We start from the raw sequence: 18,788 nt of genomic DNA, 5'->3' as shown, positions 1-18,788 counted from the left end.
CATGCGCACGATCGCGAAGATCACGATCGCGCTGGCGCTGGTGCTGGCATCGGGTGCCGCCGCCGCACAGTTCGGCGGTTTTACCATTCCCGGCCTGGGGCGCAGCGCGGACAAGGGCAAGGCGCCCGACCTTGGCAGCCTGCTGGGCAACCTCGGCAAGGCGCTCAAGGAACCGACCGCGCAGGAAGAGGTGGCGCTCGGCCAGGAATTTGCCGCAACCCTGCTGGGCGCCAAGCCGCTGCTGAACAAGCCGGGTGTGCAGCGTTACGTCAACACGCTTGGACGCTGGCTGGCATCGCAGACCGAGCGGCCGGACCTGCCGTGGACTTTCGGCGTGCTCGATGACGGCGGCTACAACGCCTTCGCTACCCCCGGCGGCTATGTTTTCGTCACCAAGGGATTGCTGGATCGCATGCGCAGCGAAGCCGAGCTGGCCGGCGTGCTAGCGCATGAAATCGGCCATGTGCTGAAAAAGCATCACTTGAATGCGGTCAAGGCCAGCGGCTGGACGGGTATCGCGGGCGAGCTGGTGAGTGCGAAAACCGGCGACAACGCGCAAGTCAACGAGTTCGTGAAAGGCGCCGTGCTGAAAGTGTTTGCCAGCGGTCTCGACCAGGACGACGAGTTCGAGGCCGACCGCCTCGGCGTGGTGATCGCCGCGCGCGCCGGTTATGACCCGTTCGGCTTGCCGGCGGTATTGCAAGTGTTGCAGGGCGAAAGCGGCCAGGATGCCAGCTTCGCCCTGATGTTCAAGACCCATCCGGCGCCAGCCGAGCGCGTCAATCGTCTCGATGCGCTGATGCAGGGTCGCTTCGATGGCTTGCCGGCCAACCCGGGCAGGCCGATCAAGGAACGCTTGAAGGAATTCGGCAGGTAGAGCGTGGTTCAGCGCCTGAAAGCGACCACATGGTCGATTTCAAGCCGGATGCCGATCTTTTCGCCGAGCGCATGGTTGTGGTGACTTGGCACCAGCGACAATACCCGCGTGCCGCTGGGAAGTTCCAGCGTGTAGAGGAATTCCGCGCCGCGAAACGCCCTGGAGACCACGGCAGCCTGCAAGGGACTGGCATCGTCATGGATCAGGTCGTCGGGGCGCACCAGCACATCCACCGTGCAGCCCAGGCAGCAGTCCTGCGGCATCCTGGCAGGCACCGCGCCCAGTTCGATCTCGATCATGTCCGGCGCCGCCACGACGCCAGGCACCAGCACGCCTTCGCCGATGAAGTCGGCGACGAAGCGGTTGGCCGGTTCATGGTAGAGCTTGTAGGGCGTGTCCCATTGCTGGATCACGCCGTGGTGCAGGATGCCGATCTCGTCGGCGATGGCGAAGGCTTCATGCTGGTCGTGCGTGACCAGCACCGCAGTGGTGTTCTGCTGCTTGAGGATGGCGCGCACTTCCACGGAGAGGCGCTCGCGCAATTCGACATCCAGGTTGGAAAACGGTTCGTCCAGCAGCAGCAGGTCGGGCTGCGGCGCCAGCGCGCGCGCCAGCGCCACGCGCTGCTGCTGGCCGCCCGACAATTCGTGCGGATAAGCCTTGCCGAGCGTCTGCAATCCCACCACTTCCAGCATTTCGTCGACGCGGCGCCGGCTGGCGTCGCGATCCAGGCCGCGCAGGCCGAAAGCGACGTTGCGGCGCACGTCCAGATGCGGAAAGAGGGCGTAGTCCTGGAACACCATGCCGATGTGGCGCTGTTCGGCCGGCATGGAAAAATCGTGGTTGCTCACCAGGCGGCCGTTGACGTGGATGGCGCCGGCGCTGATGCTTTCGAAGCCGGCGATGCAGCGCAGCGCGGTGGTCTTGCCGCAGCCGGACGGACCGAGCAGGCAGCCGATCTGGCCGCGCCCGAGCGTGAAACTCAGGTCGGAAAAGGTGTCGGTCCGTTGATAAGAGTGGGAAATACCGGCCAGCCGCAACATGGCCTCGCCGCCGGCGCCGCTCGAAGAAGAAATAGTCATCCCGCTATTCTACTGCCCGGATTGCCGGGTCAACAGCATCACCGGCAAAAGCCCGACGAGCACCAGCACGACCGCCGGCAAGGCGGCCAGCTCCCATTGGCCTTCCGAAGTCATTTCAAAAACCCTGACTGCCAGGGTATCCCAGCCGAACGGACGCGTCATCAGCGTGATCGGCATTTCCTTCATGACGTCGACAAATACCATCAGGGCCGCGGTCAGGAGGCCGCCGCGCAGCAGCGGCACGTGTACCTGCGCCAGCAGGCGCCAGCCATAGAGGCCCATGCCGCGCGCGGCTTCTTCCTGGCTGCGCGTAATGCGTTGCATGGCGCTGTCGATGGCATTGAAGCCCGGGGCAAGGAAGCGCGCGACATACGCCAGCAGCATCACCGTCAAGGTGCCCTTGAGGACGCTGCCGCCACTGCCGCCCAGTTGCGGCAGCCAGGCCAGCAGGCGGTTGTCCAGCCACGCCACCGGGATGAAAATGCCGACCGCAAGCACGGTGCCGGGAACCGCATAGCCAAGCGTGGACAGGCGCGCAAAAAAGCGCGTCGGCCAGTCGCGGTACACGCGCAAGGCATATGACAGGATCAGGCCGGCCACGACCACCAAAACGGCGGCGATTGCCGACAGCAGCACCGAATGCCAGATAAACATTGGGTAGCGGGCGTCGAATTCCTCGGCGAACACGCTGGCGCTCCAGACGACCAGCTGCGTCAGCGGGATGGCGAATGTTGCGCAAAAGAACAGGCCGAGCAGCAGGCTGACTGTCCAGCCCAGGGCGGGTTTCAGGCGGTAGGTCGTGGCCTGGCTTCTGCCGCTGCCCTGGTAGCGGCGTGCGCCGCGCCAGCGCTGCTCGGTTGCCACCAGAGCGAACACGATCAGCACCAGGATCGAGGCCAGCTGCGAGGCGGTCGACAATGAAAACAGGCCGAACCATGCCTTGTAGATGGCAGTGGTAAAGGTATCGTAATTGAAGATGGCGACCGTGCCGAAGTCGGCCAGGGTTTCCATCAGCACCAGCATGATGCCGGCGACAATCCAGGGGCGCGCCATCGGCAGGGCGATCCTGACGAAGCCCATGCGCCGGGAAAGACCCAGCGACTGGCCAGCCTCCAGGGCGCGCCTGCCCTGGGTCATGAAGGCGTTGCGCGCCAGCAGGTAGACGTAAGGATACAGCGCCAGCGACATCACCAGGATCACGCCGCCGCGCGAGCGGATGCGCGGAAACCAGGCGCTGCTGCCAAACCATTCGCGCAGGAGGGTTTGCAGCGGGCCGGTAAAGTCGAGCAGGCCGATCGCGACGAAGGCGGTGACGTAGGCCGGCATCGCCAGCGGCAGCATCAGGGCCCAGGCGAAAAAGCGGCGGCCGGGGAATTCGCAGACGGCGGTGAGCCAGGCCAGCGTCACCCCGAGCACGCCGGTGCCGAATGCGACGCCCAGCGACAGCCACAAGGTGTTGAGCAGGATGTCCGGCAGTACATGCTCGGCCAGGTGGTTCCAGACTTCCGACTGCGGATACAGGAAGGAGGACAGCACCACCACCAGCGGCACCAGCGTCACCAGCGATACCAGGAAGGCGGCCAGGCGCCATCCGGTCAGCCAGCGCGCCAGCGCAATGCGCGGCAGCCGCAGCGGTGGTGCGCTGACGGGGGAGGCGGCTGGAGAGGCGTTTTTCATGGCAATTGGTGCTCTGCGAAAATGAGGCTGATAGCCTGCTATTGGCTTTGAAACGGCAAAGGCGGACCGCTAGTAGCCGTCCGCCTTTGCTTCGCTGCGCTTGCGCGCGGCGGCCGGATTACTTGTAGCCGGCGCGGTCCATCAGCTTGACCGCAGTGGCCTGCAATTCTCCGGCCTTGCTGACATTGATCAGGTTCGGCTTGAAGCTGCCCCAGCCAACCAGCACCGGATCAGGCTTGACTTTCGGATTGACCGGAAATTCCATGCCGGCGTCGGTGTACAGGTTCTGCGCCTGTTCCGAGGCCAGCCATTCGATCAGCTTTTGCGCCCCGGCCGGATTTTTCGCGTGCTTGGTCACGCCTGCGCCGGAAACATTCACGTGCACGCCGCCGGTTTTCTGGTTGGCCCAGAAGATGCCGATTGGCTGGTCCGGTTTCTTTTCCATCAGGCGGCCGTAGTAATAGGTGTTTGCAATGCCGACATCGCACTGGCCGGCGCCGACCGCTTCCAGCATCTTGGTATCATCGGAAAAGACGTCGGTGGCGAGGTTGTTCACCCAGCCCTTGACGATCTGCTCGGTCTTGGCTTCACCGTGCTCCTCGATCATCATCGCTACCAGCGACTGGTTATAGACCTTTTTCGAGGTGCGCAGGCACAGGCGGTTTTTCCATTTCGGGCTGGCCAGGTCTTCGTAGGTCGAGAGATCTTCCGGCTTGACGTTCTTCTTGTTGAAGAAAATCGTGCGGGCGCGCACCGACAGGCCGAACCACTGGTTGCCGGGGTCGCGCAGGTGGGCAGGGATGTTGGCGTTCAGCACAGTCGATTGGACCGGCCGCAACAAGCCTTCATGGGCGGCCTGCCACAGGTTGCCAGCGTCGACGGTGATCAGCATGTCGGCCGGGGTGTTGGCGCCTTCGGCTTTCAGCTTTTCCAGCAGCGGACCTTCCTTGTCGGTGACGAACTTGATGGTCGTGCCGGTCTGTTTCGTGTAGGCGTCGAACATGGGCTTGATCAATTGCTCGATGCGGGCCGAATAAACCACGACTTCATCGGCTGATGCGGTGGACGCAAAGCCCAGGGCGGCGACGGATGTGACGAGCAGGGCGGACAGGAATTTCATGGACTTTCCTCCAAGAATAATAGAAAAAGGGTTGTCGATAATTATAGGCAAAAAGTCGTCATTCGCAAATGAAAATCATTATCGTTTATATTCGTTCGACGACGTCCGATCCCGGGGAGGTTGGTTTGTTCTAAAATAACGGGTTAGCTTTCAGTTTGGATCTTTATGTCAAAAAAGAATGTTCCCGCCAGTGAACCGGCATCGTTCGAGCAGGCGATGGCGGAGCTGGAGCAATTGGTGCTGCAAATGGAGGCGGGCGAACTGCCGCTGGAAGCCTCGGTCGCGGCCTACCAGCGCGGTTCCGAACTGGTCAGGTTTTGCGCCGGTCAGCTCGACAAGGTGGAAAACCAGGTCAAGGTCCTGGAAGGCGACATGCTCAAACCCTTTGTCGTGGCTGGCGCCGACGGCGCCGGCACTGTTGCCAACGAGGATGCGGCATGAGCACACCGGCTTTTGGCGACTGGATGAAGGGCGTGCAGAGCAGCATGGAACAATCCCTGGCGGATTTCCTGCCAGCTGAATCCGCGCCGCCGCAACAACTGCACGCGGCCATGCGCTATGCCGTGCTGGATGGCGGCAAGCGGGTGCGTCCGCTGCTGGTGTTTGCCGCCGGCGCGCTGTTTGCCGCCCCCGCAGCCGAACTGGCGCGTGCGGCGGGGGCTGTCGAAATGATTCATGCCTATTCGCTGGTGCATGACGACATGCCGTGCATGGATGATGATGCGCTGCGCCGCGGCAAGCCGACCGTGCATGTCAAGTATGGCGAAGCCACTGCACTGCTGGTGGGCGACGCCCTGCAGTCGCAAGCCTTCCTGGTGCTGGCCGAAGGCGATGCCGAGCCGGCGCGCCAGCTGGCCATGCTGCGCCTGCTGGCGGCGGCGTCGGGCTCGATCGGCATGTGCGGCGGCCAGGCGATCGACCTGGCCAGCGTCGGCCTGGCCTTGTCGCTGGATGACCTGGAACAGATGCATCGCCTGAAGACCGGCGCGCTGCTGCGTGCCTCGGTGCTGCTGGGTGCCTGGTGCGGCAAGGCGCTCACCGAAGCCGAGACGGCCGCGCTGGACGCCTATGCGGCGGCAGTCGGCCTGGCATTCCAGGTGGTCGACGATATCCTCGACGCCACCGCCGATACGACGGTGCTGGGCAAGACCGCCGGCAAGGATGCGGCCGACAACAAGCCGACCTATGTATCGATCCTGGGCCTGGAGCAATCGCGGGCGCTGGCGGAGAAGCTGCGCGGCGACGCGCACCGGGCGGTGCAGCCCTTCGGCGACCAGGGCTTGCGCCTGCGTCAGCTGGCGGATTTGATCGTCGAGAGACAGTCTTAAGAAAAGAATAGTCGAAAAGATCCTCATGGACATGCTAAATAAAATCAACAGCCCCGCCGATCTGCGCAAGCTGCCGCGCACCGAACTTCAGCCGCTGGCCGGCGAATTGCGCGCTTTCGTGCTCGATTCGGTTTCCAAGACCGGCGGCCACCTGTCGTCCAACCTCGGCACGGTCGAACTGACCATCGCCCTGCATTATGTTTTCAACACGCCGGCAGACCGCATCGTCTGGGATGTCGGCCACCAGACCTATCCGCACAAGATCCTGACCGGGCGGCGCGAGCGCATGTCCTCGCTGCGCCAGTTCAATGGCATCTCGGGCTTCCCGCGCCGCGACGAAAGCGAATACGACACCTTCGGCACGGCGCATTCGTCGACCTCGATCTCGGCGGCGCTCGGCATGGCGCTGGCGGCAAAAACCAAGGGCGAAAGCCGCCACGCCATCGCCGTTATCGGCGATGGTGCGATGACGGCGGGCATGGCCTTCGAGGCGCTCAATAATGCCGGCGTGTATGACGATATCAACCTGCTGGTGATCCTGAACGACAACGACATGTCGATCTCGCCGCCGGTGGGCGCATTGAACCGCTACCTTGCGCGGCTGATGTCGGGCAAGTTCTACGCCGCTGCGCGCAACGTCGGCAAGACCATGCTGCCGGCGCCGATGCTGGAACTGGCCAAGCGCCTGGAAGAGCATGCCAAGGGCATGATCATGCCGGCCACCATGTTCGAGGAATTCGGCTTCAATTACATTGGCCCGATCGACGGCCACGACCTCGAATCGCTGGTACCCACCTTGCAAAACCTGAAGAATCTCAAGGGGCCGCAATTCCTGCATGTGGTCACCAAGAAGGGGCAGGGCTACAAGCTGGCCGAAGCCGACCCCGTGCTCTACCACGGTCCCGGCAAGTTCAACCCGGCCGAAGGCATCAAGCCAGCCAAGGCCGGCAAACTGACTTACACGCAGGTTTTTGGCGACTGGCTGTGCGACCAGGCCGCAGCCGACAAGCGCCTGATCGGCATCACTCCGGCCATGCGCGAAGGCTCGGGCATGGTGCAGTTCGAGCAGCGCTTCCCGGACCGCTATTACGATGTCGGCATCGCCGAGCAGCATGCCGTGACCTTCGCCGCCGGCCTGGCGTGCGAAGGCCTGAAGCCGGTGGTGGCCATTTACTCAACCTTCCTGCAGCGCGGCTACGACCAGTTGATCCACGATGTCGCCCTGCAAAACCTCGACGTCACCTTCGCGCTGGACCGCGCCGGCCTGGTCGGCGCCGACGGCGCCACCCACGCCGGCAACTATGACCTTGCCTTCCTGCGCTGCATCCCCAATATGGTAGTGATGGCGGCTGCGGACGAAAACGAGTGCCGGCAGATGCTCTCCACCGCTTTCCAATATAATGGGCCGGCTGCGGTGCGCTATCCGCGCGGCGCCGGCATCGGCGTCACGGTGCAACAGGATTTGCAGGTGCTCCCGCTGGGCAAAGGCGAAATCCGGCGCGCCGGCAAAGGCATTGCGATCCTGGCCTTCGGCACCATGCTGGCGCCGGCGCTGGCCGCCGCCGAGGCTTTGAACGCCACGGTGGCCAACATGCGCTTCGTCAAGCCGCTGGATGCGGAACTGGTCAGGCAGCTTGCCGAAACCCATGAGGCACTGGTCACGGTGGAAGAGGGGGCGCTGATGGGCGGCGCCGGTTCCGCGGTGGCCGAGGCGCTGGCTGAAGCCGGTATCGTCAAGCCGATCCTGCACCTGGGCTTGCCGGACAAGTTCATCGACCATGGCGATGCGGTCCAGTTGCTGGCCATGTGCGGACTGGATGCCGCCGGTATCGAGGCTTCGATCCTGCAGCGCTTCGGCAAGGGCGAACCGCGCCTGGTCGTCAATAACTGAATTTTTGAAAGAGCTGCGATGAATACGCGCGATCTGAACCTTACTACCATCCCCGACGTGCAGAGCACGGTCGATACCCGCCGCCTGACGATCCAGCGCGTCGGCGTCAAGGGCGTGCGCTATCCGGTCACCGTCAAGACCAGTTCCGGCGCGCAGCCGACCGTCGGCACCTGGAACATGTACGTGCAACTGCCGGAAGAGCAGAAGGGCACGCACATGTCGCGCTTCATCGCGCTACTGGAAGGCAATCGCGCGCCGCTCGACATCGCGCATTTTTCCGCGCTGATGCGCAAGATGGTCAAGTTGCTGGAAGCCGAGGCCGGCCGCATCGAACTGACTTTCCCGTATTTCATCAACAAGACCGCGCCGGTATCCGGCGTCGAGAGCCTGATGGATTATGAAGTCGGCCTGACCGGCGACATTCGCGGCGACCAGGTCGAAGTCACCCTGAAGGTGATGGTGCCGGTGACCAGCCTGTGCCCCTGCTCGAAAAAGATCTCGGCCTATGGCGCCCATAACCAGCGCTCGCACATTACCGTCAACGCGCTATTGGCCGGCGACATCCTGGTCGACCAGCTGATCGCCAAGATCGAGCAACAGGCTTCCTGCGAACTGTTCGGCCTGCTGAAGCGCCCGGACGAAAAGTACGTCACCGAGCGCGCCTACGAGAATCCGAAATTCGTCGAGGACCTGGTGCGCGACGTCGCCGGCATGCTCAACGCCGACGGCCGCATCGTCGCCTATACGCTGGAAGCGGAAAACTTCGAGTCGATCCACAACCATTCCGCCTACGCGCTGATCGAGCACGACAAGCGCGCGCAATAACGCGCAACAGCGCGCAAAAAACCGGCGCCGATGCGCCGGTTTTTTTATGCGCGCCCAGCTTCAGTCTTCGGTGCGGCGCTCCCGGTTCCACAGGACATCGCCGCCGCCGGCATGGCGGTTCAATACGCGCGCCAGCACGAACAGCAAGTCGGACAGGCGATTGAGATATTGCCGCGGCCGTTCATGCAATGCCTCGACGCGGCCGAGTGCTACAACGCTGCGTTCGGCGCGGCGACACACTGCGCGGCACACATGCGCCAGCGCCGCGGCGCGCGCCCCACCCGGCAGGATGAATTCCTGCAGCGGCGGCAGTGCCGCATTGTATTTTCCCAGGCAGGCATCCAGGCGCGCCACGTGCTCGTCGCTCACCAGGCTGTAGCCGGGGATGCACAATTCGCCGCCCAGGTCGAACAGGTCGTGCTGTATGGAGAGCAATTCTTCGCGCAGCGTCGCCGGCAGGTCCTCGCACAGCAGCACGCCCAGTTGCGAATTGAGTTCATCCACGTCACCCATGGCCAGCACGCGCAGGCTATCCTTGCCGGTGCGGCTGCCGTCGCCCAGGCCGGTGGTGCCATCGTCGCCGGTACGGGTGGCGATTTTCGAGAGTCGATTTCCCATATACTTGCAGTAAGATGTGTGCTTATCGGGCCCCCATTATTCCAGATATTCCAGACGCCAGAACATGATCAATACTTTTGTCATCCTGCTGCTGTTCCAGCTTGTCGGCGAAGTCGCCGCGCATGGCTTTGGCCTGCCGATTCCCGGGCCGGTGATCGGCATGCTGCTGTTGCTGCTTTACCTGATGGTAAAACAGGGTGCCGCGGAGAAACTGGCGCCGACCGCGCATGGCTTGCTGCGCCACCTGTCGATCCTGTTCGTGCCGGCCGGCGTCGGCGTCATGCTGCATGGCCAGCGCATCGCCGACGAATGGCTGCCGATCGTGGCGGCGCTGGTGCTCAGCACCGTGCTGGGGATGGTCGTGACCGCCCTGACCGTCAAGTGGTTGCAGAAATGACGCCGGATTTCACCAGCATCTGGGTCTACCTGTCGACCTCGCCGCTGCTGTGGCTGACGGCAACGCTGCTGGCTTACCAGTTCGCCCTCGGCCTGCATGCGCGCGCCAAGGCCAGCCCGCTGGTCAATCCGGTGATGATCGCGGTGGTGATCCTGGTGACGCTGCTGGCACTCACCAACACCCCCTACCGGAATTATTTCGAGGGCGCCCAGTTCGTCCACTTCCTGCTGGGGCCGGCCACGGTGGCGCTGGCGATCCCGCTGTACCAGCAACTGGCGAAACTCAGGCGCCACTGGTTCGCCTTCCTGGCCGGCACGCTGGTGGGGTCGACTGCGGCGGTGGCCGCCGCCATGGGCATCGCCTGGCTACTGGGCGCCTCGCCGGCGGTGGTATTGTCGCTGGCGCCAAAGTCCGTCACCACGCCGATCGCCATGGGCATCGCCGAAAAAATCGGCGGCCTGCCTTCGCTGACGGCGGTGATGGTGATTGTCACCGGGATCGTCGGCGCTTCACTGGCGCAGTTCTTCATGCGCATCATCAAGATACGCGATGACAGCATTTGCGGCTTTGCCATGGGCGTGACGGCGCATGGCCTGGGCACGGCGCGCGCCTTCCAGGTCAGCGCGGAAATGGGCGCCTTCGCCGGCCTGGCGATGGGCATGACGGGCGTGCTGACGGCGGTCCTGCTGCCGCTGGCGCTGAAACTGTTCGGAGTGATTTAAGGCAGCCTCGCCTCAGGCGGGCGAGGGCTCCGCCAGCAGTCGCTCGATGTCGGCGCGCAGTTCGCGCGGTGCGGTGCGCGGGGCGTAACGCCGGTAGACGCTGCCATCCTTCTTCACCAGGAATTTGGTGAAATTCCATTTGATCGACCGTGTGCCCAGCACGCCGCGCGCCTGGCTTTTCAGATGCGCGAACAAGGGATGCGTGTTGGCGCCGTTAACATCAATCTTGGCGAACATTGGAAAGCTCACGCCATAATTTTTTTCACAAAAGGCGCCGATTTCGGCCGCGCTGCCCGGCTCCTGCCTGCCGAACTGGTTGCACGGAAAACCCAGCACCACCAGGCCGCGCTCGCCGTATTCGCGATACAGGCTTTCCAGTTCGGCGTACTGCGGCGTAAAGCCGCATTTGCTGGCGGTATTGACGATCAACAGCACGCGGCCGCGATACTGGCCGAGCCCGACCTTGTCGCCGGCCTGGCTGTCGGCGGCAAAGTCGAATGGCGTGCTCATACGATGCCCAGGTGTTCCGTACCCTTGGAGAGATCGCGGCCCTGCGCATCCTTGCCACGCAGCTTGATCGCCAGGCGCAGGTCATTGACCGAGTCGGCATTGCGCAGTGCGTCTTCGTAGGAAATCTTGTCGGCTTCGTAAAGGTCGAACAGCGCCTGGTCGAAAGTCTGCATGCCCAGTTCGCGCGATTTTTTCATGATTTCCTTGATCTCGTGGACGTCGCCCTTGAAGATCAGGTCCGAAATCAGCGGCGAGTTCAGCATGATCTCGACCGCCACGCAGCGGCCCTTGGTATCGCGCAGGGGAATCAGGCGTTGCGAAATCATGGCCTTGAGGTTCAGCGACAAGTCCATCAGCAATTGCTGGCGGCGCTCTTCCGGGAAGAAGTTGATGATGCGGTCGAGCGCCTGATTGGAACTGTTGGCGTGCATGGTGGCCAGGCACAGGTGGCCGGTCTCGGCGAAGGCGATGGCGAAATCCATCGTCTCACGGTCGCGGATCTCGCCGATCTGGATCACGTCGGGCGCCTGGCGCAGCGTGTTTTTCAGCGCAATGCCCCAGTCCTCGGTATCGACGCCGACGTCGCGCTGGGTGACGATGCAATTTCGGTGCGGGTGGATGTATTCGACCGGATCTTCAATGGTAATGATGTGGCCGTAACTATTTTCATTGCGGTAACCAACCATGCCGGCCAGGGTGGTCGACTTGCCGGAACCGGTGGCGCCGACCATGATCACCAGGCCGCGCTTGGTCATCACCACTTCCTTGAGGTTTTCCGGCACGCCCAGTTCTTCCAGCTTCGGAATCCTGGTGGTGATGGTCCGCAAGACCATGCCGACCCGGCCCTGCTGCACGAAGGCGGAGACGCGGAAGCGTCCGAGGCCGCCGGGGCTGATGGCGAAGTTGCATTCCTTGGTCGCCTCGAATTCGGCGGCCTGCTTGTCGCTCATGATGGCGCGCGCCAGTTCGATTGTGTGCTGCGGCGAGAGCGGCTGGTTCGACACCGGCGTCATCTTGCCGTCGATCTTGAACGCCGGCGGATAATCCGCGGTGATGAACAGGTCCGAGCCATTCTTGCTGACCATCAGGCGCAGCAAGTCGTTCATGAATTTGGTTGCTTGATCGCGTTCCATGGCGCTTCCTTATACTGTGTGCGGCAGATTTGTATCAGCCAGGGAAATTTTCCGGGGTCTTGGCGGCGGCGCGCGCGGCGCCCGGGGAAATGACATTGCGGCGCACCAGGTCAGTCAGGTTGCTATCCAGCGTCTGCATGCCGACATTGGCGCCGGTCTGGATTGCAGAATACATCTGCGCAATCTTGGCTTCGCGGATCAGGTTGCGGATCGCCGGCGTGCCGATCATGATTTCATGCGCGGCCACGCGGCCGCCGCCGTCCTTGGTCTTCAGCAGCGTTTGCGAAATGACGGCTTGCAGCGATTCCGACAGCATGGCGCGCACCATTTCCTTTTCCTCGCCGGGGAAGACGTCGATGATACGATCGATGGTCTTGGCCGCCGACGAGGTGTGCAGGGTGCCGAACACCAGGTGGCCTGTCTCGGCGGCGGACAGCGCCAGGCGGATGGTCTCGAGATCGCGCAATTCGCCCACCAGGATCACGTCCGGATCTTCGCGCAGCGCCGAGCGCAATGCCGCCGTAAAGGAGTGTGTATGCGGCCCCACTTCGCGCTGGTTGATCAGGCATTTTTTCGAGTCATGCACGAATTCGATCGGGTCCTCGATGGTCAGGATGTGCGCGTACTCGGTTTCATTGACATGGTTGACCATGGCGGCCAGGGTGGTCGATTTGCCGGAGCCGGTCGGGCCGGTCACCAGCACCAGGCCGCGCGGTTTCAGCGCCAGGTCGCCAAAGATCTTCGGCGCGTGCAACTGTTCCAGGCTCAGGATCTTGGAAGGAATGGTACGCAGGACTGCCGCAGCGCCACGATCCTGGTTGAAGGCGTTCACACGGAAACGCGCCAGGCCGGGAATCGCGAAGGAAAAGTCGATCTCCAGTTTTTCTTCATACACCTTGCGCTGGCCGTCGTTCATGATGTCATACACCATGCCATGCACATCCTTGTGTTCCAGCGGCGGCAAGTTAATGCGGCGCACGTCGCCGTGCACGCGGATCATCGGCGGCAGGCCGGCGGACAGGTGCAAGTCGGAAGCATTATTCTTGACGGAGAATGCGAGGAGTTCGGAAATGTCCATTTATAATCCCTGAGCCGTTCGGAAGGCGCCAATGCCGCAATGAGGCAAGCGTGGGTGGTGCATGTTAATTAAATTGAAATGTTACATCGTGTAAAGTAATCCGATTATGTCCGTAATTGCTCAGAACTTGCAAGCCGTGCAGTCACGGATAGCCCTGGCGGCGCGCGCAGTGTCGCGCGAGCCCCACGAGGTGAGCCTGCTGGCGGTCTCCAAGACCTTTGGCGCCGACGATGTGGCGGCGGCGGTGGCCGCCGGCCAGGCCGCCTTTGGCGAAAACTATCTGCAGGAAGCGCTCGACAAGATGGCCCTCTTGCGCGAGTTGCTGCCCGAAGCGGCGCTGGCCTGGCATTTCATCGGCCCGATCCAGAGCAACAAGACGCGGCCGATTGCCGAGCATTTCGACTGGGTGCATTCGGTCGACCGCGAAAAGATCGCCCAGCGTCTGTCGGATCAGCGCCCCGCCGACCTGCCGCCGCTGAACGTCTGCATCCAGGTCAATGTCAGCAATGAAGCCAGCAAGAGCGGCGCGCAGAACGACGAAGCCGCCGCCATCGCGCGCGCGGTAGCGGCCATGCCGCGCCTGCGCCTGCGCGGCCTGATGGCGATTCCCGAACCGACTGACGATGTCGCACAGCAGCGCGCTGCTTTCCGCCAGGTGCGGCAATTATTCGAATCCTTGCGTGCCGAAGGCTTGTCGCTCGATACGCTGTCGATGGGCATGTCCGGCGACCTCGAGGCGGCGGTGGCTGAAGGCGCCACCATCGTGCGCGTGGGCACGGCGATCTTCGGCCGGCGCGATTATTCACGCCAGTAAGTGCGAGTAAGTACCACACAAGAACCGCACAATAATCCAACAGAATTCAACCGCAACAGAAAGACCAACATGCAAAATAATTTGAAAATCGCATTCATCGGCGGCGGCAACATGGCCACCGCCCTGATCGGCGGCCTGGCCGGCAAGCTGACCGCCGGCGCCAACATCCATGTGGTGGACCCGAATGCAGCCGCCCTGCAAAAGCTGGCGCAGCAGTTCGGCGTCAGCACGGCGCAGACCGCTGACGCGGTCCTGGCGCAAGCCGACGTGATCGTACTGGCAGTCAAGCCGCAGCAAATGAAGGAAGTCGTGGCGCAACTGCTGCCGCACATCGGCAAGCAGCTGGTGCTGTCGATCGCCGCCGGCATCCGCGCCGCCGACCTGTCGCGCTGGCTGGGCGGGCATGGCGGCATTGTGCGCAGCATGCCGAATACACCGGCGCTGATCGGCAAGGGCATCACCGGCGCGGTGGCGCTGCCGGGTGTCTCCGCAGCGCAGCGCGAAGCGGCCGATGCGATCCTGCGCGCGGTCGGACAGACCGTCTGGCTCGATGACGAAGCGCTGATCGATCCGGTAACGGCGGTCTCCGGCAGCGGCCCCGCGTATGTCTTCTATTTCATCGAGGCGATGCAGCAGGCAGCGCAGGAAATGGGCTTGTCTATAGAGCAGGGCACGCAACTGGCGATCGCGACTTTCATCGGCGCCTCGCAACTGGCGGCCGATTCCACCGAGCCGGTCTCGGTCCTGCGCGAGCGCGTCACATCCAAGGGCGGCACCACTTACGCGGCGCTGACCAGCATGGAAGCCTCAGGCGTAAAGCAGGCCATCGTCAAGGCGCTGCATGCGGCTTCCGCGCGAGGCCGAGAGCTGGGCGAAGAGTCCGGCAGGGACTGAGGCATATTCGGCAAGGGCTTGTTCGGCAATGAATTTCGCCTGATTCAATGCATCCATGGGCGAATGCACACCGCGTCCGCCGCGATTGAGTACATGTGTATAGATCATCGTGGTGGACACGTCCGAGTGCCCGAGTAATTCCTGCACGGTGCGGATGTCATAGCCTGCTTCCAGCAATTGCGTTGCAAATGAATGGCGGAAGGTATGGGAAGTAACGCGCTTGGCGATTTTGGTCTCGGCAGTGGCGCGCAGGATGGCACGCTGATAGGTCTGTTCGTACATGTGATGGCGGCGTATGACACCGGAACGCGGATCGGTCGATTCGTGATCTGACGGGAACACCCAGAACCAACCCCACTGCATGCCGGCGCGCGGATATTTCAGCTCAAGCGCATCCGGCAGCGCGACGCCCATGCGCTGCCCATCGCGGTCAGTGTCATACAAGATCCTGGCGGCAGAAATTTGTTCGCGCAATGCGCCCGCCAGCGAGAGTGGCAGAACGGTCATGCGATCCTTGCCGCCCTTGCCATGGCGAATGGTGATTTCGCGCCGCGCAAAATCGACATCCTTGACCCGCAAACTTACGCACTCCATCAGGCGCATGCCGGTGCCGTACATCAGCTGCGCCATCAGCGCATGGGTTCCCTGCATGCGCTGGAATATCGCTCCGGCTTCCGCCGGTGTCAGCACCGTCGGGCGCCGTGGCGGCTTGGTGGGGCGGTGCAGATCGTCCAGCCACGGCAGATCCACCCTGAGCACTTCCTTGTAGAGAAATAACAACGCGCACAAGGCTTGTCGATGCGTGGCCACCGCCACATGGCGTTCGTTGGCGAGGTAGGAAAGAAAAGCCTTTACCTCTGCCGCGCCCATTTCCGCCGGATGACGCAAGCCGTGAAAGCGGATAAACCAGCGTGCCCAATAAACATAGACTTCTTCCGTTCGCAGGCTATAATGCTTGTCACGAAGACAACGTTTCAAGTAATCAAGTAATTTTGGCGGTTTAGCGTCCGCTGTCGAATTTCCGGGAGTTGTGACGTTTTTCATCGTTAATTAGGACTGTATTTTTGTACAGTCTATCGTCAGAGCCCCGGTGAATACTGCGTTTTCACAAATTTGCAGTCCCGGGTTAGGTGGCGCCAGGCCAGATTAGGCGGACGCCGGATTCCGGCGCAATTAATTTCGTGACGTTTTTTGCGTTTAATTAGGACTGTGTTTTTATGCAGTTCATCGTCAAAAGCCGGTGGATACAGCGTTTCCGCGAGATTGGCAGCCGGGGTTAGGTGGCAGGTCGCCAGAAAAAACGGACACTGGTGTCCGCCTAATTAAAGTTGAACTAAACCGCTGCGCGGTGGAAAGAGTCACAACCAGCAGCGGGCATTGAAGCCATGCGTTTCCTACGCTGTAACGGGGGATTTCCCCGGCACAGAAAAGGAAACGATCATGAGCCCACTGCGCAAGCAGATGCAGGCCGACATGGTGCTGCGTGGCCTGGCGGCACGTACCCAGGAAGCCTACATTGCCGCGGTTGCCGGCCTTGCCGGCTATTACAACCGTTCTCCCGAACAACTGTCGCAGGAAGATGTCCAGCAGTACCTGCTCCACCTGATCGAGGCGCGCAAGCTGAGCTGGTCGACGACCAACCAGGCCGCCTGCGCGCTGCGCTTCCTGTTTCACATCACGCTCAAGCAGCCTACTGCTGAATTCACGATTCCCAACCGCAAGGCGCCAGCCAGACTGCCCGAGATCCTCTCGCGCGACGAAGTCCATCGCATCCTGGACGGCTGCAGCAACCTGCGGCATCGGGCCTTGCTGATGACGACCTATGCGGCCGGCTTGCGCGTGACGGAAACCTGCCGGCTGAAGGTTGGCGACATCGACAGCGAGCGCATGATGCTGCGTGTGGCCAACGGCAAGGGCGGCAAGGATCGCTATACGCTGCTGTCAGCCGCGCTGCTGGACACCTTGCGGCAGTACTGGCGGACCCGGCCTTCGCAGGACTGGCTGTTCCCCCGCACGGACGGCCGTCAGCCCATCGGCATCTCGCAAGTGCAGAAGATGTACTATGCGGCCAAGCGCCGCGCCCATGTCACCAAGGCCGGCGGCATCCATGGCCTGCGCCATGCCTTTGCAACGCACTTGCTCGAAGCCGGCGTGGATATCCATACCATCGGCCGGCTGATGGGGCATGACAAGATCACGACCACCGCCCGCTACCTGCATCTGCAGGGGCAAGTGGCCAGGACCGATTCGCCGCTGGACCTGCTGTCGTCGCTTTTGTCCAAACGTTAGGGCGTGGCCCACCGCGGCCGCATCGCACTGGCCGACATCTTCCGTCAACACGGCAACGCCTATCTTGCCGCGCATGCGCTTGCGCCTGCGCAGGCCAAGGCCTGGCGCGCCATCGTGTCATGCCGCACCGCTGCGCTGGGCGGCCATGTCCTGCAATGTGCCGATTGCGGCGCCACCCGGCATGTGTATCACTCGTGTCGCAACCGTCACTGTCCGACATGCCAGAGCCGGGCCAGGGACCAATGGATCGCCGCAAGGCATCGCGAATTGCTGCCGGTGCCGTACACTCACCTGGTTTTTACCCTGCCGCATGCGTTGAATGGCCTGGCCGGCAGCCACTTCCGGCTGATCACCGACATGCTGTTCGAGGCGGCATCCGGCACGCTGGTCGCGTTCGGCGCCAACCCGCGCTGGCTGGGCGGCAGCCTGGCCTTCTCTCTGGTACTGCATACGTGGTCGCAGAACCTGATGCGGCATTTGCATGTGCATGCGCTGGTGGCCAGCGGCGCGCTGACTGGCCAGGGTCAGTGGATTGCTAGCCGCCGCGGCTTCCTGTTTCCGGTCAAGGCGCTGTCGCAGGTGTTTCGCGAGAAGTTCATCGATGCACTCAAGGCGGCACGTGGCGACGGACAGCTGCGGCATGCGGAAACGGACAGCGCCCACGGCTGGCGCACGCTGCTGCTGGCCCTGCGCCGGCATGACTGGGTGGTGTACGCGAAACAGCCGCTGGGCGGGCCTGCCCAGGTGCTGGATTACCTGGCGCGCTATACGCACCGGGTGGGCATTTCCAATGACCGGCTGGCCAGCCTGGCCGAAGGGGAAGTGACATTCCGGGTGCGCGACAATGCCAGCCCCGGCAAGAAGCGCACCCTGCGCTTGCCGGCGGAGGCCTTCATTGGCCGCTTCCTGCTACATGTGCTGCCGTCGGGATTCAAGCGCATCCGGCACTACGGCATCCTGGCCAACCGCCACAAGCAGGCGAAGCTGGCACAGTGCCGTGCTGCGCTAGCAGTCCCGCCGCCGGATGCGCAGGTCATCGAGAGCGTGGATGCCTTCATGCTGCGGGTGGCGCACATCGACATTGGCTGTTGCCGGCATTGTGCGCACGGGCGACTGCGGGTGATCGAGGTGATTGCGCCGGTGCGCCTGCCATTTCTGCGCTGCCTGGCGACCGGCCCGCCAGGAGCCAGGGGTGCGGCATGAGAGGCGACGCAGTCAAGGCATGGCGAATCCCCTGGCCAGGCCGGCGTTCGCCGCCAGCGGCAAAATTCCCCTTCCGCAAAGGGGTTTCAGGGTGCATGGACGATTGCTGCTGGCGCCGCGCTGTTGCAGAACTGCCGTCAAGATGCAACACCACCGCCACATTCTTGCCAAAACAGCCATTCCCCGGCTTACAATCCCCATAACCACCGCCGGTGTGGCGGTTCAGTCCAACAGCGTTTATCTGCCGCTGCACGGCAGTAGCCCTTGGCTTGCACTGCTGGAGCGGCAGATAAACTCTATTCGTTAAATTTCAAGGAGCGAACTTTTGGC

20 protein-coding genes are annotated in these 18,788 nt (G+C 62.7%); 12 read left to right on the top strand and 8 right to left on the bottom strand.

From position 1 onward, the window contains the following. The first annotated feature begins 1 nt into the window (after position 1). Complete coding sequence (locus D3878_RS11945; protein ID WP_119785663.1) at positions 2-877, top strand: M48 family metallopeptidase; 876 nt, start codon at positions 2-4, stop codon at positions 875-877. Between the two features lie 8 nt (positions 878-885). On the opposite strand, the gene D3878_RS11940 is transcribed toward D3878_RS11945, so the two are convergent. From D3878_RS11940 to D3878_RS11930, 3 genes are all read right to left on the bottom strand, one after another. After that, a complete protein-coding gene (locus tag D3878_RS11940; RefSeq protein ID WP_199688152.1) occupies positions 886-1,959 on the bottom strand; it encodes an ABC transporter ATP-binding protein in 1,074 nt (357 codons plus the stop codon). A gap of 9 nt (positions 1,960-1,968) precedes the next feature. Beyond that, positions 1,969-3,636: an ABC transporter permease gene (locus tag D3878_RS11935; protein WP_119785661.1), complete on the bottom strand. Its 1,668-nt coding sequence runs from the start codon at positions 3,634-3,636 to the stop codon at positions 1,969-1,971. Positions 3,637-3,754: 118 nt separating this feature from the next. After that, on the bottom strand, positions 3,755-4,756 hold the full coding sequence (locus D3878_RS11930) for a Fe(3+) ABC transporter substrate-binding protein (RefSeq protein WP_119785660.1): 1,002 nt from the start codon (positions 4,754-4,756) through the stop codon (positions 3,755-3,757). 165 nt (positions 4,757-4,921) lie between these two features. On the opposite strand from D3878_RS11930, the gene D3878_RS11925 reads away from it, so the two are divergent. Genes D3878_RS11925 through folE2 form a run of 4 tightly spaced genes read left to right on the top strand, consistent with a single transcriptional unit; the run spans position 4,922 to position 8,800 of the window. After that, positions 4,922-5,197 (top strand): exodeoxyribonuclease VII small subunit, encoded by a 276-nt coding sequence (locus tag D3878_RS11925; RefSeq protein ID WP_119785659.1) that lies wholly within the window; start codon positions 4,922-4,924, stop codon positions 5,195-5,197. Further along, a complete protein-coding gene (locus D3878_RS11920; RefSeq protein WP_119785658.1) occupies positions 5,194-6,084 on the top strand; it encodes a polyprenyl synthetase family protein in 891 nt (296 codons plus the stop codon). Before D3878_RS11925 ends, D3878_RS11920 begins: the two co-directional genes overlap by 4 nt. Before the next feature lie 25 nt (positions 6,085-6,109). Further along, the gene (dxs, locus tag D3878_RS11915; RefSeq protein WP_119785657.1) at positions 6,110-7,975 is read left to right on the top strand and encodes a 1-deoxy-D-xylulose-5-phosphate synthase; all 1,866 of its coding nucleotides are present in this window, start codon (positions 6,110-6,112) and stop codon (positions 7,973-7,975) included. A gap of 18 nt (positions 7,976-7,993) precedes the next feature. Continuing rightward, on the top strand, positions 7,994-8,800 hold the full coding sequence (gene folE2, locus D3878_RS11910) for a GTP cyclohydrolase FolE2 (RefSeq protein WP_119785656.1): 807 nt from the start codon (positions 7,994-7,996) through the stop codon (positions 8,798-8,800). A 60-nt stretch (positions 8,801-8,860) separates the two neighbouring features. On the opposite strand, the gene D3878_RS11905 is transcribed toward folE2, so the two are convergent. After that, positions 8,861-9,418, bottom strand: coding sequence for a cob(I)yrinic acid a,c-diamide adenosyltransferase (locus tag D3878_RS11905; protein WP_119785655.1), 558 nt, complete (start codon positions 9,416-9,418; stop codon positions 8,861-8,863). 64 nt (positions 9,419-9,482) lie between these two features. On the opposite strand from D3878_RS11905, the gene D3878_RS11900 reads away from it, so the two are divergent. Continuing rightward, positions 9,483-9,815 carry a CidA/LrgA family protein gene (locus tag D3878_RS11900; RefSeq protein WP_119785654.1) on the top strand — a complete coding sequence of 111 codons (333 nt, stop codon included), beginning with the start codon at positions 9,483-9,485 and terminating at the stop codon, positions 9,813-9,815. Continuing rightward, positions 9,812-10,537 (top strand): LrgB family protein, encoded by a 726-nt coding sequence (locus D3878_RS11895; RefSeq protein ID WP_119785653.1) that lies wholly within the window; start codon positions 9,812-9,814, stop codon positions 10,535-10,537. The genes D3878_RS11900 and D3878_RS11895 overlap by 4 nt, the downstream gene beginning before the upstream one ends. A gap of 12 nt (positions 10,538-10,549) precedes the next feature. Here D3878_RS11895 and D3878_RS11890 read toward each other — a convergent pair whose 3' ends face one another. The 3 genes from D3878_RS11890 to D3878_RS11880 are packed head-to-tail and all read right to left on the bottom strand — an operon-like array spanning position 10,550 to position 13,258. Then, a complete protein-coding gene (locus tag D3878_RS11890) occupies positions 10,550-11,047 on the bottom strand; it encodes a glutathione peroxidase (RefSeq protein WP_119785652.1) in 498 nt (165 codons plus the stop codon). Next, a complete protein-coding gene (locus D3878_RS11885) occupies positions 11,044-12,180 on the bottom strand; it encodes a PilT/PilU family type 4a pilus ATPase (protein ID WP_119785651.1) in 1,137 nt (378 codons plus the stop codon). Before D3878_RS11885 ends, D3878_RS11890 begins: the two co-directional genes overlap by 4 nt. A gap of 34 nt (positions 12,181-12,214) precedes the next feature. Continuing rightward, complete coding sequence (locus tag D3878_RS11880; RefSeq protein WP_119785650.1) at positions 12,215-13,258, bottom strand: type IV pilus twitching motility protein PilT; 1,044 nt, start codon at positions 13,256-13,258, stop codon at positions 12,215-12,217. Positions 13,259-13,364: 106 nt separating this feature from the next. On the opposite strand from D3878_RS11880, the gene D3878_RS11875 reads away from it, so the two are divergent. Then, on the top strand, positions 13,365-14,072 hold the full coding sequence (locus tag D3878_RS11875; RefSeq protein WP_119785649.1) for a YggS family pyridoxal phosphate-dependent enzyme: 708 nt from the start codon (positions 13,365-13,367) through the stop codon (positions 14,070-14,072). Between the two features lie 69 nt (positions 14,073-14,141). Continuing rightward, a complete protein-coding gene (proC, locus tag D3878_RS11870) occupies positions 14,142-14,966 on the top strand; it encodes a pyrroline-5-carboxylate reductase (RefSeq protein ID WP_119785648.1) in 825 nt (274 codons plus the stop codon). On the opposite strand, the gene D3878_RS11865 is transcribed toward proC, so the two are convergent. Further along, a complete protein-coding gene (locus D3878_RS11865; RefSeq protein ID WP_119785647.1) occupies positions 14,880-16,010 on the bottom strand; it encodes an integron integrase in 1,131 nt (376 codons plus the stop codon). The genes proC and D3878_RS11865 overlap by 87 nt on opposite strands. Before the next feature lie 396 nt (positions 16,011-16,406). On the opposite strand from D3878_RS11865, the gene D3878_RS11860 reads away from it, so the two are divergent. Genes D3878_RS11860 through D3878_RS23500 form a run of 3 tightly spaced genes read left to right on the top strand, consistent with a single transcriptional unit; the run spans position 16,407 to position 18,765 of the window. Further along, positions 16,407-17,255: a tyrosine-type recombinase/integrase gene (locus D3878_RS11860; RefSeq protein WP_119785646.1), complete on the top strand. Its 849-nt coding sequence runs from the start codon at positions 16,407-16,409 to the stop codon at positions 17,253-17,255. 3 nt (positions 17,256-17,258) lie between these two features. Continuing rightward, positions 17,259-18,458 carry an IS91 family transposase gene (locus tag D3878_RS11855; protein ID WP_420799514.1) on the top strand — a complete coding sequence of 400 codons (1,200 nt, stop codon included), beginning with the start codon at positions 17,259-17,261 and terminating at the stop codon, positions 18,456-18,458. 19 nt (positions 18,459-18,477) lie between these two features. After that, complete coding sequence (locus tag D3878_RS23500; protein ID WP_147383941.1) at positions 18,478-18,765, top strand: hypothetical protein; 288 nt, start codon at positions 18,478-18,480, stop codon at positions 18,763-18,765. Positions 18,766-18,788: the final 23 nt, after the last annotated feature.

The organism is Noviherbaspirillum sedimenti (genome assembly GCF_003590835.1).
Lineage (GTDB): Bacteria > Pseudomonadota > Gammaproteobacteria > Burkholderiales > Burkholderiaceae_D > Paucimonas > Paucimonas sedimenti.
This window is presented reverse-complemented; position numbering and strand designations above follow the sequence as displayed.

What these genes read in the sequence shown, in the direction of transcription:
- D3878_RS11895 (WP_119785653.1), top strand. Translation starts at nt 9,812, where the DNA reads ATGACGCCGGATTTCACCAGCATCTGGGTCTACCTGTCGACCTCGCCG.
- D3878_RS11865 (WP_119785647.1), bottom strand. Translation starts at nt 16,010, where the DNA reads ATGAAAAACGTCACAACTCCCGGAAATTCGACAGCGGACGCTAAACCG.
- D3878_RS11900 (WP_119785654.1), top strand. Translation starts at nt 9,483, where the DNA reads ATGATCAATACTTTTGTCATCCTGCTGCTGTTCCAGCTTGTCGGCGAA.
- dxs (WP_119785657.1), top strand. Translation starts at nt 6,110, where the DNA reads ATGGACATGCTAAATAAAATCAACAGCCCCGCCGATCTGCGCAAGCTG.
- D3878_RS11875 (WP_119785649.1), top strand. Translation starts at nt 13,365, where the DNA reads ATGTCCGTAATTGCTCAGAACTTGCAAGCCGTGCAGTCACGGATAGCC.
- D3878_RS11860 (WP_119785646.1), top strand. Translation starts at nt 16,407, where the DNA reads ATGAGCCCACTGCGCAAGCAGATGCAGGCCGACATGGTGCTGCGTGGC.
- D3878_RS11935 (WP_119785661.1), bottom strand. Translation starts at nt 3,636, where the DNA reads ATGAAAAACGCCTCTCCAGCCGCCTCCCCCGTCAGCGCACCACCGCTG.
- D3878_RS23500 (WP_147383941.1), top strand. Translation starts at nt 18,478, where the DNA reads ATGGCGAATCCCCTGGCCAGGCCGGCGTTCGCCGCCAGCGGCAAAATT.
- D3878_RS11945 (WP_119785663.1), top strand. Translation starts at nt 2, where the DNA reads ATGCGCACGATCGCGAAGATCACGATCGCGCTGGCGCTGGTGCTGGCA.
- D3878_RS11920 (WP_119785658.1), top strand. Translation starts at nt 5,194, where the DNA reads ATGAGCACACCGGCTTTTGGCGACTGGATGAAGGGCGTGCAGAGCAGC.
- D3878_RS11890 (WP_119785652.1), bottom strand. Translation starts at nt 11,047, where the DNA reads ATGAGCACGCCATTCGACTTTGCCGCCGACAGCCAGGCCGGCGACAAG.
- D3878_RS11940 (WP_199688152.1), bottom strand. Translation starts at nt 1,959, where the DNA reads ATGACTATTTCTTCTTCGAGCGGCGCCGGCGGCGAGGCCATGTTGCGG.
- D3878_RS11930 (WP_119785660.1), bottom strand. Translation starts at nt 4,756, where the DNA reads ATGAAATTCCTGTCCGCCCTGCTCGTCACATCCGTCGCCGCCCTGGGC.
- D3878_RS11885 (WP_119785651.1), bottom strand. Translation starts at nt 12,180, where the DNA reads ATGGAACGCGATCAAGCAACCAAATTCATGAACGACTTGCTGCGCCTG.
- D3878_RS11905 (WP_119785655.1), bottom strand. Translation starts at nt 9,418, where the DNA reads ATGGGAAATCGACTCTCGAAAATCGCCACCCGTACCGGCGACGATGGC.
- folE2 (WP_119785656.1), top strand. Translation starts at nt 7,994, where the DNA reads ATGAATACGCGCGATCTGAACCTTACTACCATCCCCGACGTGCAGAGC.
- D3878_RS11880 (WP_119785650.1), bottom strand. Translation starts at nt 13,258, where the DNA reads ATGGACATTTCCGAACTCCTCGCATTCTCCGTCAAGAATAATGCTTCC.
- proC (WP_119785648.1), top strand. Translation starts at nt 14,142, where the DNA reads ATGCAAAATAATTTGAAAATCGCATTCATCGGCGGCGGCAACATGGCC.
- D3878_RS11925 (WP_119785659.1), top strand. Translation starts at nt 4,922, where the DNA reads ATGTCAAAAAAGAATGTTCCCGCCAGTGAACCGGCATCGTTCGAGCAG.